The 15,748-nt window shown below is 66.2% G+C and carries 11 protein-coding genes and 1 pseudogene; 8 read left to right on the top strand and 4 right to left on the bottom strand.

Annotated features, from left to right (window positions below):
- Window positions 1-40: 40 nt before the first annotated feature.
- Together HNW77_RS03715 and HNW77_RS03710 are read right to left on the bottom strand one after the other, a co-directional pair.
- Window positions 41-1,417, bottom strand: coding sequence for an ammonium transporter (locus HNW77_RS03715; protein ID WP_172155516.1), 1,377 nt, complete (start codon window positions 1,415-1,417; stop codon window positions 41-43).
- A complete protein-coding gene (locus tag HNW77_RS03710; protein WP_172155515.1) occupies window positions 1,414-1,752 on the bottom strand; it encodes a P-II family nitrogen regulator in 339 nt (112 codons plus the stop codon). Before HNW77_RS03710 ends, HNW77_RS03715 begins: the two co-directional genes overlap by 4 nt.
- Window positions 1,753-2,244: 492 nt before the next feature.
- Here HNW77_RS03710 and HNW77_RS03705 point away from each other — a divergent pair, with 492 nt between their 5' ends.
- The gene (locus HNW77_RS03705; protein WP_172155678.1) at window positions 2,245-3,519 is read left to right on the top strand and encodes a chloride channel protein; all 1,275 of its coding nucleotides are present in this window, start codon (window positions 2,245-2,247) and stop codon (window positions 3,517-3,519) included.
- 262 nt (window positions 3,520-3,781) lie between these two features.
- On the opposite strand, the gene HNW77_RS03700 is transcribed toward HNW77_RS03705, so the two are convergent.
- Window positions 3,782-3,958, bottom strand: a complete 177-nt coding sequence (locus tag HNW77_RS03700) for a hypothetical protein (RefSeq protein ID WP_165165649.1) — start codon at window positions 3,956-3,958, stop codon at window positions 3,782-3,784.
- Between the two features lie 264 nt (window positions 3,959-4,222).
- Here HNW77_RS03700 and HNW77_RS03695 point away from each other — a divergent pair, with 264 nt between their 5' ends.
- Window positions 4,223-4,813 carry a preprotein translocase subunit YajC gene (locus HNW77_RS03695; protein ID WP_172155513.1) on the top strand — a complete coding sequence of 197 codons (591 nt, stop codon included), beginning with the start codon at window positions 4,223-4,225 and terminating at the stop codon, window positions 4,811-4,813.
- Here HNW77_RS03695 and HNW77_RS03690 read toward each other — a convergent pair.
- The gene (locus HNW77_RS03690; protein WP_172155511.1) at window positions 4,794-6,950 is read right to left on the bottom strand and encodes an FUSC family protein; all 2,157 of its coding nucleotides are present in this window, start codon (window positions 6,948-6,950) and stop codon (window positions 4,794-4,796) included. The two genes, HNW77_RS03695 and HNW77_RS03690, sit on opposite strands and share 20 nt — an antisense overlap.
- 232 nt (window positions 6,951-7,182) lie before the next feature.
- Here HNW77_RS03690 and HNW77_RS03685 point away from each other — a divergent pair, with 232 nt between their 5' ends.
- The 6 genes and pseudogenes from HNW77_RS03685 to HNW77_RS03660 all read left to right on the top strand — a co-directional run bounded on the left by HNW77_RS03685 (window position 7,183) and on the right by HNW77_RS03660 (window position 15,587).
- Window positions 7,183-7,692: a MarR family winged helix-turn-helix transcriptional regulator gene (locus HNW77_RS03685; RefSeq protein WP_172155509.1), complete on the top strand. Its 510-nt coding sequence runs from the start codon at window positions 7,183-7,185 to the stop codon at window positions 7,690-7,692.
- Window positions 7,693-7,844: 152 nt separating this feature from the next.
- Entirely contained in the window at window positions 7,845-8,831 is a 987-nt protein-coding gene (locus HNW77_RS03680; RefSeq protein WP_172155507.1) for an HlyD family secretion protein, read from the top strand.
- Window positions 8,828-11,601 (top strand): annotated as a pseudogene (gene rbbA / locus HNW77_RS03675) (ribosome-associated ATPase/putative transporter RbbA). The gene HNW77_RS03680 and the pseudogene rbbA overlap by 4 nt, the downstream one beginning before the upstream one ends.
- Window positions 11,602-11,605: 4 nt before the next feature.
- A complete protein-coding gene (locus HNW77_RS03670; protein ID WP_172155505.1) occupies window positions 11,606-12,733 on the top strand; it encodes an ABC transporter permease in 1,128 nt (375 codons plus the stop codon).
- The gene (locus tag HNW77_RS03665) at window positions 12,733-14,169 is read left to right on the top strand and encodes a TolC family protein (RefSeq protein ID WP_172155677.1); all 1,437 of its coding nucleotides are present in this window, start codon (window positions 12,733-12,735) and stop codon (window positions 14,167-14,169) included. The genes HNW77_RS03670 and HNW77_RS03665 overlap by 1 nt, the downstream gene beginning before the upstream one ends.
- A 68-nt stretch (window positions 14,170-14,237) precedes the next feature.
- On the top strand, window positions 14,238-15,587 hold the full coding sequence (locus HNW77_RS03660) for a GntT/GntP/DsdX family permease (RefSeq protein WP_172155503.1): 1,350 nt from the start codon (window positions 14,238-14,240) through the stop codon (window positions 15,585-15,587).
- Window positions 15,588-15,748: the final 161 nt, after the last annotated feature.

Here is a 15,748-nt window from a genome sequence, read left to right as displayed (position 1 = left end):
AGGCCGCCCTTTTCCGTAATGTTGCATACAGGCAATCAGGTCAGGAATTGATCCGTTCGCCATGCAGGCTCATGTCCAGGCCTTCCATTTCCTCATCGCGCGTCACGCGCAGGCCGATGGTCAGGTCAATGGCCTTGAGCAGGATGAAGGTCAGCACCGCGCACCACACCACGGTAATGCCGACCGATTCCGCCTGGGCGATAAACTGGTGGAATGACCCGCTCACCCCCTCGGGGCTGGCATCGGTGGCCGAGAGCGGGCCATAGGCGAACACGCCGGTCAGCAGCGCGCCCACGATGCCGCCAATGCCATGCACGCCAAAGGCATCGAGGCTGTCGTCATAGCCCATCATGTGCTTGAGGCCCGTTGCCCCCCAGAAGCAGACCACGCCCGCGATCAGCCCGATCATCAGCGCCCCGCCCGGCAGCACGAAGCCCGCCGCAGGCGTAATGGCCACCAGCCCACCCACGGCACCCGAGATGATGCCCAGCACGGTGGGCTTGCCGGTCTTCATCCATTCGGCGCACATCCACGACACGCCAGCGGCGGCGGCGGCAATCTGGGTCGTGGCCATGGCCATGCCCGCGCGCCCGTTGGCGCCACCGGCGGAGCCTGCGTTGAAGCCGAACCAGCCCACCCACAGCAGGGATGCGCCAATGATGGCATAGGTCAGGTTGTAGGGTGAGAAGTCGTCCTCCCCAAAGCCCTTGCGCCGCCCCATCACCAGGGCCGCGACCAGCCCCGCGATGCCTGCGTTGATATGTACCACCGTGCCGCCGGCAAAGTCGATCGCGCCGACCTTGGCCGCCACCCAGCCATCCGGCCCCCACACCCAGTGGGCCACAGGCACGTACACGATCAGCGACCAGATGATGGTGAACACGCACAGGGCGCTGAACTTCATGCGTTCGGCAAACGCGCCGGTAATCAGCGCGGGCGTTATGATGGCGAAGGTCATCTGGAAGGTCATCCAGACACTTTCGGGAATGGTCATGGCGGTGGCGGCAGGCGTGCCCGCGGCCATGGTGAAGGCCACGTCACTGCCCTTGCTGATGCCTGCGCCCAGCCCGTTGAGCATCACGCGCGACAGCCCGCCAATAAACGCGTTGCCCGAGGTAAAGGCCAGGCTGTAGCCCAGCACCATCCACACCACGGTCATGATGCAGCAGATGGAGAAGGACTGCATGAGGGTGGCCAGCACGTTCTTCTTGCGCACCATGCCCGCATAGAACAGCGCAAGGCCGGGGATGGTCATCATCAGCACGAGTGCGGTGCTGACCAGCATCCACGCGGTATCGCCCGTGTCGATGGCGGGGGGGGCATCGGCCGCCATGGCGGGCAGGCTGGCCATCGACGTGCCAAAAGCCGCCGCCGCCAGCCCGGCATGGCGGGCGCTTTTGCCAATCTTCGTGATCACAGCGCGTTTTCTCCGGTTTCCTGTGTCCTGATCCGTATTGCCTGCAGCAGGTCGAGAACGAAAATCTTGCCATCGCCGATCTTGCCCGTGCACGAGGCGGACTGGATGACTTCCACCACCTTGTCGCACTGTGCGTCGGGCACCGCGATCTCGAGCTTGATCTTGGGCAGGAACTGGATGTTGTATTCGGCGCCGCGATAGATTTCGGTCTGGCCTTTCTGGCGGCCATATCCCTTCACCTCGGTTGCGGTCAGGGCGTCCACCCCAATGGAATGCAACCCTTCGCGTACCTCATCGAGCTTGAACGGCTTGATGATGGCAATAACGAATTTCATCTCGTCCCCTTCCTGCCTTGCCCCTGGAAACACCACCTGATGGCTACTGTTCCGTACAGGCAACCATATCGCGAAGCAATATGAAGTTGCTAGCGCCTTTCAGCCCCGTTGTGCAGGGTCCTGGTGTTGCCTTTATGGGTGTGGCCTGTTCGCCATTCCTGACCTGTGGCGCAGGACGGGTGGCGCAGCGCTGTCAACAGGCTGCCCGCCATTGCCGAATCCAGAGCCATTCCACTGGACCCTGGCTCAGTGGAATGGCTCTAAATCATTGTTTGTCGAGCATCTTCACCAGTTTGAAGGGATCCATTCAAACTGGATCTGCTCTGGGGGGCCGGGCGCGTGATTCCGCCTGGCGCCATGGCGGGCGGGTCGGGGCTTCCATGCCGGTCAAACCGGCTTGGCGTGCCGCGTCTTATCCGGCATATCCCACTCATCATGACCCAACCTGCTCCCGCTCCCGCGCCCCATGGCGCGCCCACCGCATGGCCGGTCATGGCCATGGCGGTCATTGCCACCGGTTTCCTGTCGGGCGTGGGGGGCACGGTGCTGTCCGTGCTGCTGCACATGATCCAACATGCAGCCTATGGCTACGGCCAGCCCGGCGGGCCGCACACATTCGTGCAGGGCGTGAGCGCCGCGCCGCCATGGCGCCGGGTGGCCGCGCTGTGTGCGGCAGGCGTGGTGGCGGGCGTGGGCTGGTGGGCGCTGGGGCGTTTTGGCAGGCCGCTGGTCAGCATTGCGGCGGCCGTGGGCAAGGCGGGGCTGGGCAAGCCCATGCCCGCGCTGTCCACTACGGTGCATGTATTGCTCCAGATCGTGACGGTGGCCCTTGGCTCGCCGCTTGGCCGCGAGGTTGCCCCGCGTGAACTCGGCGCCGTGCTGGCCACCGGCACCGGCCGCGTGCTGGGCCTTGCGCCCGATGACCGGCGCATCATCATCGCCTGCGGGGCGGGGGCCGGGCTTTCCGCCGTCTATAACGTGCCGCTGGGCGGTGCGCTGTTCATACTCGAGGTGCTGCTCGGCACGGTGGGGCAGCGCGCGGTGCTGTGCGCGGTGGGGGCCTCGGCCATCGGGGCGTTCGTGCCGTGGGCGGTGCTGGGCAACCTGCACCAGTACGAGATCGGGCCGATGGTGGTGACCACGCCCGTGGTGCTGTGGGCGCTGTGCGCGGGGCCGGTCATTGGCGTGGGCGCGCAACTGGCCAAGCGGCTGATGGCCGTGGTGCAGAACCGCGCGGCGCGGGGCGGGGCGCGCATTGCGTGGTGCCTTGTGGTGTTTCCGCTGCTGGGCGTGCTGTCGTGCTTCTACCCGCAACTGCCGGGCAACGGGCGCGGGCCGATGCAGCTTGCGCTGTCGGCACAGCTGGGCACGCAGCTTGCCGCCACCGTGCTGGTGCTCAAGATCGTGGTGATCATGGGGGCGCTGCGGGCAGGCGCCGCGGGCGGCCTGCTCACGCCCAGCCTGACCATGGGCGCGCTGCTGGCCACCGTGCTGGCGGGGGGGTGGAATGCCTGCCTGCCCGGGGTGGATGTGGGCACGGTGGCGCTGCTGGGCGGCATTGCCTTCCTGGGCACGTTCATGTCCATGCCGCTCACGGCGCTGGCGCTCGGCCTCGAGTTCACGCATGTGGGGCATGACATGTGGATTCCGGCCTTCCTCACGCTGGCCGGGGCGCTGCTTGCCTTCCGGGTATGCGCAAAAATGGGCCAGCCGCCTGCCGCCCAGACCCAGCCTGCCGCGCCGGGAAGCATGTCGGCCCGGTCGTGAAACACGCAGCGTTTCCGGCGGTCGCCTTTTTTCAACGGGGCTGCGTTTTTTCGGAGTGTTTTGAAAAACGCCGCACCAAAGACATCTGATCTTCTCAACGCGCGCAAAAAAAGGCGGCACCGTTGCCGATGCCGCCTCTTTTTTTCTGAGAACAGTCGCTGTTTCAACGAACCGTCAGCGTTCTTCATCCCATGCGCGGGGGGCTGCTACAACACGCCCGCCCTCACGTTTGGCTGATCTCACGCCATCGTGGCCTTCGGGCCTATTTCTCGGCAAACGGATCGAAATCGCCGTCGTTCTCGCGCACGCTCCACCAGCCTTTGTTCCAGTCCTCATAGGCGGGCAGGGTTTCATCAAACGGGTTTTCGATCAGCGGCTCGCCCCTGGTGGCGGCTGCCTTGCCCTGTGCAAAGGCGTCGGGCGGGGTCTGGTCGGTCATGTCGGGTTCCTGACTTGTGTGCCTGGCAATGCGGCAGGCTTACACCATGCGCGCGTAACCCGCAGCCCCGCATGGCGGAAGGGGGTAATGCGCTGGGCGCAGGTGTTGGGCGGGCGATGACGCGGGCCGCCATACATCGCCCGCCATACATTGTAGGATACGTGACCGCTTCTGCGCGTTATGGGATAAGGGCGCTGGCACGGGCGTATTGCCGCCTGCCAGGGACTGACATCCGTCAAGAGATTTTAGGGAAGAACGATACCTATGAACGTGAAGCTGTTTGCATCCCGCCGCGTGGCGCTGGCGCTGGCCAGCGTGGTTGCAGGCGCGTCTGCCGCCGCAATGCCCGCCATGGCGCAGGCCCCGGTCATCGTGGGCAACCAGACGGCGACCGCCACGGTCGAGAGCGTGGACCATGAGGCCGGCATGATCCTGCTGCGCGACAAGGCGGGCAACCTTGATACCGTGCGCGTCGACCCCGACCTGCGCGCCAAGCTGCCGGTGCTCAACCCCGGCGACAAGATCGGCCTGCGCATTGTCCGCACCATCGATGCCGCCATCGCGCCGCCGGGATCGCCCCTGCCGGAATCGACCGAGAACGCCGCCGGCACCCGCACCGGCCCGCACCCGCATGGCATGATGGTGTCCTTCAAGCGCGAGCGCGTGAAGGTGACCGGCGTGGACACCACGCGCAACCAGGTCGTGTTTGTCGACCCCGATGACATCACCCGCGTGGTGCTGGTGCGCCAGAAGGCGATGCAGGACTTCCTCAAGACCCTCAAGCCCGGCGATGAAGTCGACACCACGGTGATGGATGCGGTGTCGTTCTCGGTGCTCAGCCGGCTTCCGTCCTGACGGCGGCCAGCGGCGGCCGGTGGGCGGCGGGATAATCCTCCGCCCATTGTAGCGGGCCGCGCTGGTCAAGGAAACCGGGTATGTCCTCGATGATCCGCGCCGCCTGCTCAAGGCAGGCCATGGCCTCGACCTGGGCCGCGGGGCGCAGGGTCAGGGCATCGGGCGGGCAGAGTATGGTGGCCGCCCGCCGCAGGCTGGCCGCCGTGAGCAGCGGGTTGTGCGCCAGCTCGCTGAAGGTGCCCAGCGCATCATAAATCGCGGCCTGCTGCGCGCCCATGATGTCGGGGCTGCCCGCGATGGTGCGGATGCGCTCGATCAGCCGCCCCAGTGAAAGTGTGGCCAGTGCCGCATCGATATATTCATGCATGCTGGCAGGCCGGGCGAAGAACGACAGCCGCATGGCCAGGCGGATCACCTTCTGCAGTTGCAGGTTCTCCCATACCAGCCATTCCTTGCCCTGCCTGCGGCCCGACAGCGCCAGCCTGCGCAGGCTGCGCGTAAGCGACATGACCAGGCGGGCGGCATCAAGCCGGTGGTTGGGCGGCAGGATCACGCGGAAGGACAGCACCAGCATGATGCAGCCCATGAACAGCGCCATCCAGCCATTGAACAGGCTGATATCGTTGTAATAATGGATCGGGTTGTTGACCTGCAGCATCACGGTCGAGAACACGCCGTAGCCAAAGCCGCCCACGCCGAATTTGGGGTGGAACTGCAACCAAACACCCGGTAGCAGCATCAGGCACAGCGACAGCCATAGCAGCGGGTAGCCATCAATCTGCGGCAGCAGGAAGATATGGCACAACAGCCCCGCCGGTATGCCCAGCGCCGTGCCCGCCGCCATCATCCCCGCCGCGCGTGAGGCGGAGGGCAGGGTGGAGAGCAGGCTCGCCGCCGCCACCACGTACAGCATCATGGTTGGTCCCGCCGTCCAGTGCAGCACGTACCAGATCAGGGTTGTCAGCAGCGTGATCAGCGCGCCGCGGGCCGCGTTGCGCAGCGCGGTGGGCCATTCCAGATAGGGTTGCAGCCGCAGCCTGCGCCCGGCACTGCCCCGGCGCGAGAGATCCTGCAGCGCCGTGTCGATCTGGCCGAGCAGGTCCTGGATATCATCAAGGAACAGCAGCGAGCGGGGTGAATGCGTGGCGCGCGCCTCATCGATCATGATGGCCCGCGTGTGCTGGATGCGCGCGCAGCCCTGCGTCCACATCGCTTCCAGCGCCTGGTCCTTCGTCAGGTCCAGCAGGGTGTGCAGCATGGCCTCGATCTCGCCATGCACCGCGCGGTCCTGTTCCGTATCGGCGGGGGTGATGGTGTGGGGATGGTACGACGCCACGATGCCTGAAAGCCGCGCCAGCCCTGCCCGGATCTCGCGCTGGCGCACGCTGATGTCGTAATTGTCGGCGGCTGCGTATTCCACCGCGTCCGACAGGCGGGCGATGCGGGTGAGCATGGCCGCACGGCTGTCATGAAACGTGGTGGGCAGGGCGCGGAACGTGCTGCCGGGCAGGGCATCGGGGTTCTGCGCGGGCACGTTGCTGTAGCCCTGGTGGAAGGCCAGGATATAATTGACCGTATCCCGGAACAGGCCATGGATCTGGGTGAACAGCGTGTCCGACCGCCGTGGCGAGGTGACCATGAACACCGCCGCCGTGGTGACAATGCCCACCACCACCGCCGCAAGGCGCGACATGGCGGAGAGGAAGATGCCATCGGGGTTGTCAAACGCGGGGGCGGAGATGATGACGATGGTATAGCCCGTGAGCACCGCGGCATAGGCGCGGAACAGCCGCAGGAAGGTGGCCGCCATGCAGGCCAGCCCCACCACCACCGACAGTCCCATGAAATACAGCACCGGCGACTGCACGAACACCGCCATCAGCCCCACGCTGATCGTGGCGCCGATGATGGTGCCGATGATGCGCCACACGCTTTTTGAAACCAGCGCCCCCACCGTGGGGTTGGCCACGATCATGACCGTGGTGACCGAACTCATGGGTGACTGGAGCTGGAACGAGAAGGCCAGGAACAGCGCAATGCCCACCGAAAGCAGCGCGCGCGCGCTGAACGCCGCCGTGGTGCGGGTGGCGGCCCATTGGGCATCATCGGAGAAAATGCGCTTCAGGCTGGACAACATTGGGCGAAAGACTCCCGGCGGCGGCGTAGGGGCTACCTGATAAACCAGGCGGTGGGAAGAGAAAGGTACGTCGCCGGAATTTATTGTATGACAATTAGTGCCATGTCAATTATATTGATGCTATCGGTTCTGCCGCCGGGCAGCCATCTCCATAAACGGTCATGATCCCGCGCGCCTTGCGTGCTATCGCGCGGCAGGCGATGTGGCCGACCAACCAGCACAGGGAGTGCCCATGACCGACCGTTCGCCACTGCCCGATATCGAGGGCACGGGTTTCCAGGACATGCGGATGACCTTCCTCACCATGCGGCTGGCCAATACCTGGCGGCTGGTGCTCGACCGCGCCCTGCGGCCGGAGGGCATGAGCATGGCGATGATGCGCCCGCTCGCCTACCTGATGATGCTGCCTGATGGCGTCAGCCAGCGCGCGCTCGCCCATGCCATGAACACCGACAGTTCGGCCCTGGTGCGCGTGCTCGACCTGCTGGAAGAGGAAGGACTGATCGAGCGCCGCCCCGACCCCGCTGACCGCCGCGCCAAGACCCTGCACCTGACCGCGCGCGGCACGCGCAAGTGCGCGGCCCTGCATCACACCTGCGCGGGCATGGAGGCCCGCGTGCTGGGTGGCGTGGAGGCAGGGCGGGTGCAGGCCATGATGGAGGTGCTGGCCGTGGTGCTGCGGCAGGCGGAGGGCGTATTGCGTGAGGGGGAGGCCGCGGCCTGTGGCGAGAACCTGCCCTGAACTGATGTATGTCAGTTCATTTTGCCGCCCGGGTGTATAGAATTGCCTGCTTATGGTGTCTCCGCATTGGCTTTGAAGGTTCTCCCCATGATCGTATTGCCCACCCCCGTTGCGACCGGCCCGTGCGCTCCCGGCAGCAGGGGGCGGATGGCATGAGGTGGCGTGACGCAGCCATTGGCGCGGGGCTTGTCGTTGTGGCGGCAGGTTGTGGCGTGGGGTGGTACGTGGTGCAGCACAGGGGCGAACTGCCGCCGGGGCTGGCGCGCGCCAACGGGCGGCTGGAACTCGCCCGCATTGACGTGGCGGTCAAATATCCCGGCCGCGTTACCGAACTGGATTTCAATGAGGGCGATCTCGTTGCCGCCGATCAGGTGCTGGCGCGCGAGGATGACATCAGCGCGCGTGCCAGCCTTGATGCCGCCCGCGCCCACCTGCGCGCCGCACAGGCGGATGTGGCCCGCGCGCAGGCCGAGCGCGATGCGCGGCAGGCCACGCTGCACCTGGCACGGCACGACATGGACCACGCGCAGACCATGTTCCGCCAGCATCTCGTCTCCGACATGGAACTGACCCAGCACCAGACCAGTCTCGACACCGCCACTGCGGCGGCGGAGGCTGCCGGGCGCGCGGTCGAGGGCGCGCAGGCCGTGGCCGATGCGGCGCAGGCGCAGGTGGCGCAGGCCCGCTCCGCCGAGGATGACATGACCATCCGCGCCCCCGTGGCCGGCCGGATCGAATACCGCATCGTGGAGAAAGGCGCCGTGCTGCCCGGCGGTGGCCGCGTGGCGTCGCTGCTCAACCCGGCGGATATGTACCTGACCGTGTTCTACCCCGCCCAGCAGGCAGGCCAGCTGCATGTGGGCGATCAGGCGCGCATCGCCCTTGATGCGCTGCACCAGCAGGTCATTCCGGCCACTATTTCCTTCGTCTCGCCCGAGGCGCAGTTCACCCCCAAATATGTCGAGACCGCGACCGAGCGTGACAAGCTGGTCTATCGCGTCAAGCTGCGGGTCAGCCCCGAAACGGCGGGGCGTTACGGCAGCGTGCTCAAGGCGGGCATGACGGGGGATGGCTACGTGCGCACCGATCCCGCTGCCCGTTGGCCCGCAAGCCTTGATGTGGCCGATGCCCCGCAATGAGCGAGGCCGCGCCCCATAACCCGCCGGGCATCCGCATTGCCGGGGTCACGCATCGCTATGGCGCGGTCACCGCGCTGGCGGATGTGACGCTGGACCTGCCCGCGGGCACCACCATCGGTCTCGTGGGGCCTGATGGCGTGGGCAAGTCCACCCTGCTCGGGCTGATCGCGGGTGTGCGCAGGCTCCAGTCGGGCAGGCTTGATGTGCTGGGCGCCGATATAGGCGATCGCCACGCGCGCGAGGCGTTCCTGCCGCGTGTCGCCTTCATGCCGCAGGGGCTGGGGCGCAACCTGTATCCCACCCTGTCGGTGTGGGAGAACATCGATTTCTTCGCCCGCCTGTTCGGCATGGATGCGCGTGAGCGTGATGCCCGCATCCAGCGCCTGCTCGATGCCACGGGCCTCGCACCCTTCCCCGATCGCGCGGCGGGCCATCTTTCAGGTGGCATGAAGCAGAAGGTCAGCCTGTGCTGCGCGCTGGTGCATGACCCGGACCTGCTGATCCTTGATGAACCCACCACCGGCGTCGATCCGCTCTCGCGCCAGCAGTTCTGGACACTGGTGGACCAGTTGCGCCGCGAGCGCCCCACCATGACCGTGATCGTCTCCACCGCCTACATGGAGGAAGCCGAGCGGTTTGCCTGGCTGGTGGCGATGGATGACGGCAAGGTGCTGATCAGCGACCAGACGCAAAAGGTGCTCGAACGCACGCACACCACATCGCTGGAGGCGGCGTATATCTCGCTCCTGCCCGAGGGCAAGCGGCAGCAGGCCAGCGGCTTCGTCATCCCGCCCTATGCCGATCCCGGCGGGCCGCCCGCCATCGAGGCCGAACACCTGACCCGCCGCTTCGGCAGCTTTACGGCGGTGAGCGACGTAAGCTTCACCATCAGCCGGGGCGAGATCTTCGGCTTCCTCGGCTCCAATGGCTGCGGCAAGTCCACCACCATGAAGATGCTGACCGGCCTGCTTGATGCCACGAGCGGTACGGCCAGGCTGTTTGGCGAGCAGATCACGGCGGGCGACATGAAAACCCGCATGCGCATTGGCTACATGTCGCAGGCGTTCTCGCTGTATGAGGAACTGACCGTGCGGCAGAACCTCATGTTGCAGGCCCGGCTTTACCGCATTCCGGCAGCGCAGGCGGCGCAGCGCGTGGCGCAGGCCATCGAATCGTTTGAACTCGGCGCCTGTGCCGATGTCAGTCCCGCCTCCCTGCCGCTGGGCATCCGCCAGCGCCTGCAACTGGCGGCCGCCTGCATCAACAACCCCGAAATCCTGATCCTTGATGAACCCACCTCCGGCGTGGACCCGGCCGCGCGTGACATGTTCTGGCGGCACCTCATCCGCCTGTCGCGGCAGGATCATGTGACGATTTTCGTCTCGACCCATTTCATGAACGAGGCGGCACGGTGCGACCGCATCTCGCTCATGCATCGCGGCCACGTGCTGGCCGTGGGCACGCCCGCCGAACTGGTGAAAAAGCGCAACGCCCCAAACCTTGAAGCCGCCTTCATCGCCTATTTGCAGGATGCCGAGGCCGCGACCGATGCGCAGGACCATGCCACCGCGCCTGCGCGCCAGAGTGCGGCCCGCACATGGTGGCACGCGCTGGGCGGCAGGCTGGCGGCGCGGTTTGGCGCGGTGGGGGGCGCGTGGCTGCCGCGTGCCTGGGCCTTTGCCCGGCGCGAGGGGGTGGAGCTGCTGCGCGACCGCCTGCGCCTGACCTTTGCCCTGATCGGCCCGCTGATCCTGCTGGTGGTGGCGGCCTCGAGCATTTCGTTCGATGTGGAAGGCGTGCGCTTTACGGTTGATGACCATGACCGCACCACCATCAGCCGCGACCTGATCGACAGTTTCCGTGGCTCCGCCTATTTCCATGAACTTGCCCCTGTGGCGGATGCCGATGCGCTGGACCGCGACATCCGCAATGGCAGGGTGCAGCTTGCGCTCGACATTCCCGCAGGCTTCGCGCGTGACCTCGAGGCCGGGCGCAGGCCGGAGGTCGGGGTCATCATCGATGGCGCGGTGCCCTTCCTCGCGGCCAATGTGCGCGCCTACGTGACCGGCGTGCTGGCGGGCTATGCCGCAACGCTGGGCCGGGCCATGCCGCAGGGCGCGGTCATTCCCATCACCGTGGAGCCGCGCTTTTCCTACAATCAGGAATTCCGCAGCATCTACGCCATGACGCCGGGCGTGATCATGCTCGCCCTCATCCTCATCCCCACCATGCTCACCGCCCTTGGCGTGGTGCGCGAGAAGGAGGTGGGCTCGATTGTCAATCTCTACGCCTCCCCCGCCTCGGTAGGGCAGTACCTCATGGGCAAGCAGGCGCCCTACGTGGCGCTGGCCACCATCAGCTACTTCATGCTGGTGGCCGTGGCCGTGGTGGTGATGGGGGTGCCGCTCAAGGGCTCGCTGCTGGCGCTCTCGCTGGGGGGCGTGCTGTTCGTGCTCTCGGCCACGGGGCTGGGGCTGCTCATTTCAACCTTTGTCAGCTCGCAGGTGGCGGCCATTTTCGGCACGTCCATCATCTGCCTGATCCCGGCGGTCAATTTCTCCGGCCTGCTGTATCCGGCCTCCACGCTCACGGGCATCAGCCGCCTCGTGGGGCTGGGCTTTCCGGCCACGTGGTACCAGCTCATCAGCCTGGGCTGCTTTACCAAGGGGCTGGGGGGGCGAGCTTCGGGCCGATGTACCTGGCGCTGGGCTGCTTTGGCGCAGGCTACATGCTGGCTGCGCGCATGCTGCTGAAAAAACAGGAAGCCTGAGCGGATGATGCGCTGGCTGCTCAATGTTGGCCTGCTGTGCGGCAAGGAACTGCGCAGCCTTGTGCATGACCGGGTGCTGCTCGGGCTGATCGTGTTCGCCTTCAGCGCGGGCGTGCTGCTGGTGGCCAACGGGGTGAAGGTGGAGGTGTCAAACGCCACCATCGCCTTCATTGATGAAGATAACTCGCCCCTGTCGCGCCGCATGCGCGATGCGGTGCAGCCGCCCTACTTCAAGCCACCCGTGATGGTGGACCGGGCCGAGGCGCTCGCGGGCATGGACAGGGGGGACTACATCTTCGTGGTCGATATCCCCCCCAATTTCCAGTCCGACGTGCTGGCGGCCCGCGTGCCTGCCGTGCAGTTGCGCGTGGATGCCACCGCCATGACGCAGGCCGGGCTGGGCACGGAATACCTCAACGAGATCCTGATGGGGGAGGTGGATGACATGCTGCATGTGCCCTCACCCATCGATCAGGTGCCCTTTGCCGTGCAGAGCCGCATCCGCTTCAACCCCAACAGTGAATCGAAATGGTTCACCTCGGTCATGCAGATCGTGACCAACATCACCATCCTGTCCATCGTGCTGGTGGGGGCGGCGGTGATCCGTGAACGCGAGCATGGCACGCTCGAGCACCTGCTGGTCATGCCTGTAACCGCGAGCGAGATCGCGGTGGCCAAGATCGTGACCAACGGGCTGGTCATCTTCGTGGGCGCCATCATCTCGTTGTGGCTGGTGGTGCATGTGTGGCTGGGCGTGCCGATTGCGGGCTCGGTTACGCTGTTTGCCGCGTGCTCGCTGCTGTACCTGTTCTCGGCCACGGCGCTGGGCATCATGCTGGCAACGGTTGCGCCCACCATGCCGCAGTTCGGGCTGCTGGTGGTGCCGGTCTATGCGGTGGCGTACCTGCTGTCGGGTGCGGCAACCCCGGTGGAAAGCATGCCGCAGGTGATGCAGGTGGTGGTGCGCTTCCTGCCCACCACGCAGTTCGTCAACCTGTCGCAGGCCATCCTGTACCGTGATGCCGGGCTGGGGGCGATCGCGCTGCCGCTGCTGACCGTAACCGTGACGGGCATCGTATTTCTTGTATTCGCGCTCATGCGCTTCAGATCCATGTTGGCAAGGCAGGAATGATGAGGAACAGATTGGCGCGGGCCGCCCGCATGGGACGTGTTGCGGTGGCCGTGGGGCTTGTGGCGGGGTGCTCGCCCTTCCGCACGCATGCGCCCGCGTCGCACGTAACGGTGGCGGGGCAGTTCACGCAGGCGGGCCTGGCGGGCGCGCAGGCCCCTACCGATCTGACGCGCTGGTGGGAGGCGTGGCATGATCCGGGGCTGACGCAGGCGGTCGAGACCGCGCTGGCCGCAAGCCCCGACATCCGCATTGCGCGTGACCGCGTGCGCGAGGCGCGCGCCATGCATACGATTGCAAAATCGGCGCTGTACCCCACCGTGGGCGCCACGGGCGACATGATGGGCGGGGGCATGGACTGGCGCAATCCATACAGCCTGCCCGCAAATGATCCGGGCACCGATGGCCATCTGGCGGGCATTGCCGCCTCGTGGGAGCCTGACCTGTTTGGCGGCCGCCATGCCGATGCGAAGGCCGCGAAGGATGGCGTGAAGGCGGAGGAAGAATATTTCCATGGCGTGCAGATGGTCATCGCCGCTGATGCCGCCGACAGCTACCTGCGCGCCCAGGGTGTGCAGCGCCAGATCGCCCTGACCGATCAGGCCATCGCCACACTTGGGCAGTTGCACGCCTACGGGCAGGCGCGTTTTGCAGCGGGGCAGGCCACGGCGGCGGATGTGCGGCTGATCGAGCAGAAACTCTCGGAAATGAAGGCGCGCAGGCCCGTTCTGGTGGCCCAGCTCGACCTCATGCGCCGCAGGCTTGCCGTGCTGTCCGGCCAGGTGCCGGAGGGGCTGCCGGTACCTGCCGCGCCCCCGGCCTATTTCGTGCCGCCCGCCCCCGTGGGGCAGATGCCGGACACGGTGCTCGAGCGCAGGCCCGACGTGCGCGCCCGGCGCGATCAGGTGGATGCGGCGCTCAACCGGCTCAAGAGTGCCAAGACCGACCTGCTGCCACGCTTCGGGCTGCAGTTCTTTGGTGGCGACGGCCGACTGCGCTTTGATGGCATTCCCGGCATGTCGGGCACGGGGGGACTGATTGCGCTGACCACCTACCTGCCCATCTTTACCGCCAACCGTGTGCAGGCGCGCATCCATGCCGCCAGCGCCCGGCTCGACGCGGCGGTGGCGGGTTATGACAAAAGCCTGCTGCATGCGCTGGCCGAGGTGGAGGACGGGTATGAAAACCGCCTCGGCCTCGATGCCCGCGATGTGGAACTGACGCGCGCGCAGGCGCAGGCAGGCCAGGTTGCGCATGATCTGGCCGGTCTGTATGCCGGTGGGCAGCGCACGCTTGGCGACGTGCTTCAGGCCCGCATGCAGGCCCTCGATGCGCAGGCGGCGGTGCTGTCCAATCAGGATTTGCGCACGCAGGCCACCATTCAGCTGGCCCGCGCGCTGGGTGGGGGCTGGCAGGCGGCGACGCCGGTTTCGCACTAGAGCCATTCCACTGAGCCAGGGTTCAGTGGAATGGCCCTGGGCGCCGGGCAGGAAAGGAGAGGCATCGGATGTCGGTCGGAATGGCCCTGCTGCTGGCGGTTGCGGCCATATGCGTTGTCGTTTTCCTCATTGAGCGGTGCAAGCTCAATCCGTTCCTGGCACTGTTCCTTGCCTCCATGCTGCTTGGCTTTGCCGCCGGCATGCCCGCAAGCCATGTGGTGGACACGTTCGAGAAAGGGGCGGGGCAGGTGCTGGGGCAGATCGCCTCGGTCATTGCGCTGGGCACCATGCTGGGCAAGATGCTCGAGGTGTCAGGCGGGGCGGATCGCATCGCCATGACCGTGGTGGCGCTGGCCGGGCCAGGGCGGCTGGACTGGGCCATGATGGTGATCGGCCTGTTGGTGGGGCTGTCAGTGTTCTTTACGGTGGGCTTCGTGGTGCTGGTGCCGTTGGCCTTTTCCATCGCGCGGCAGACAAAAATGCCGATCCTGCACGTGGCCCTGCCGGTTACGGCGGCGCTTTCAGTCGTGCAGGGCTACATGCCGCCCCATCCCGGCACCATGTTCGCGCTGGCGGCCTACCATGCCGATATTGGCCGCCTGATCTGGATGGGGGCTGTGGTCAGCGTGCCTGCCGCCATCATTTCCGGTCCGCTTTATGCCCGCTTCATCGTGCCGCGCCTGCCAGTTGATGCCGGGGCGCAGGCCGCGCATGCGCATGGGGTCGATACGCCGCGCGACCCCGCCAGCCTGCCGGGTTTTGGCATCACCCTGTTCACCATTCTTGCCCCCATGGTGCTGATGCTGGCGGGGTCTGCCACGCGCTTCATGGGGCCGCAGCCGGGGGCATGGGTGCAGGCGCTGCGCTTTGCGGGCGACCCCAATGTGGGGCTGGCGCTGGCGGCCCTGCTGTCATTCTGGACGCTGGGGCTGCGGCGCGGCATGACGCGCGAGAAGGTGCTGGCGTATTCCAGTGAATGCCTTGGCCCGCTGGCCGGGCTGCTGCTCATGATCGGGGCAGGCGGCGGCTTTGGCGCGGAACTGATGGAGAGCGGCATCTCGGACGTGATCGCCCGTGCGGCGGTGGACATGCACGTGCCGCTGCTGGTGCTGGCCTGCGGGCTGGCTGCGGGCATGCGGGTGGCGGTGGGCTCGGCCACGGTGGCCATGAGCACCACGGCGGGCATCGTGGCGCCCATCATGGCGCATGGCAGCACGGTCTCGCCCGAGCTTGTGGTGCTGGCCACGGGGGCGGGGGCGGTCATGTTCGGGCCGATGAATGATTCCGGCTTCTGGCAGGTGCGCGATGCGCTGGGGCTGAGCGTGCCGCAGACCCTGCGCACATGGTCCGTGCTGGAAACGCTGATCGGCGTGGTGGGGCTTGCGATGTGCGTGCTGATGCAGGCGTGCGGGCTTTGAAAAAATAGAAGTTTTTGGGTGCCGCCTTTTTTCAGGGTCTGTTTGGAATTGATTTTTCACAAGGTCCCTGATGTGCTTTAAACTGCATATGGATCGCTTGATATTGACGGATGCCCAATGGGCGAAAATGGAACCGCTGTGCCTTGGCAAGCAAACGGACC

The sequence above is a fragment of the Komagataeibacter melomenusus genome, from assembly GCF_013155395.1.
Lineage (GTDB): Bacteria > Pseudomonadota > Alphaproteobacteria > Acetobacterales > Acetobacteraceae > Komagataeibacter > Komagataeibacter melomenusus.
The sequence above is the reverse complement of the archived record's forward strand: the minus strand, read 5'-3'. Positions and strand labels throughout refer to the sequence as shown.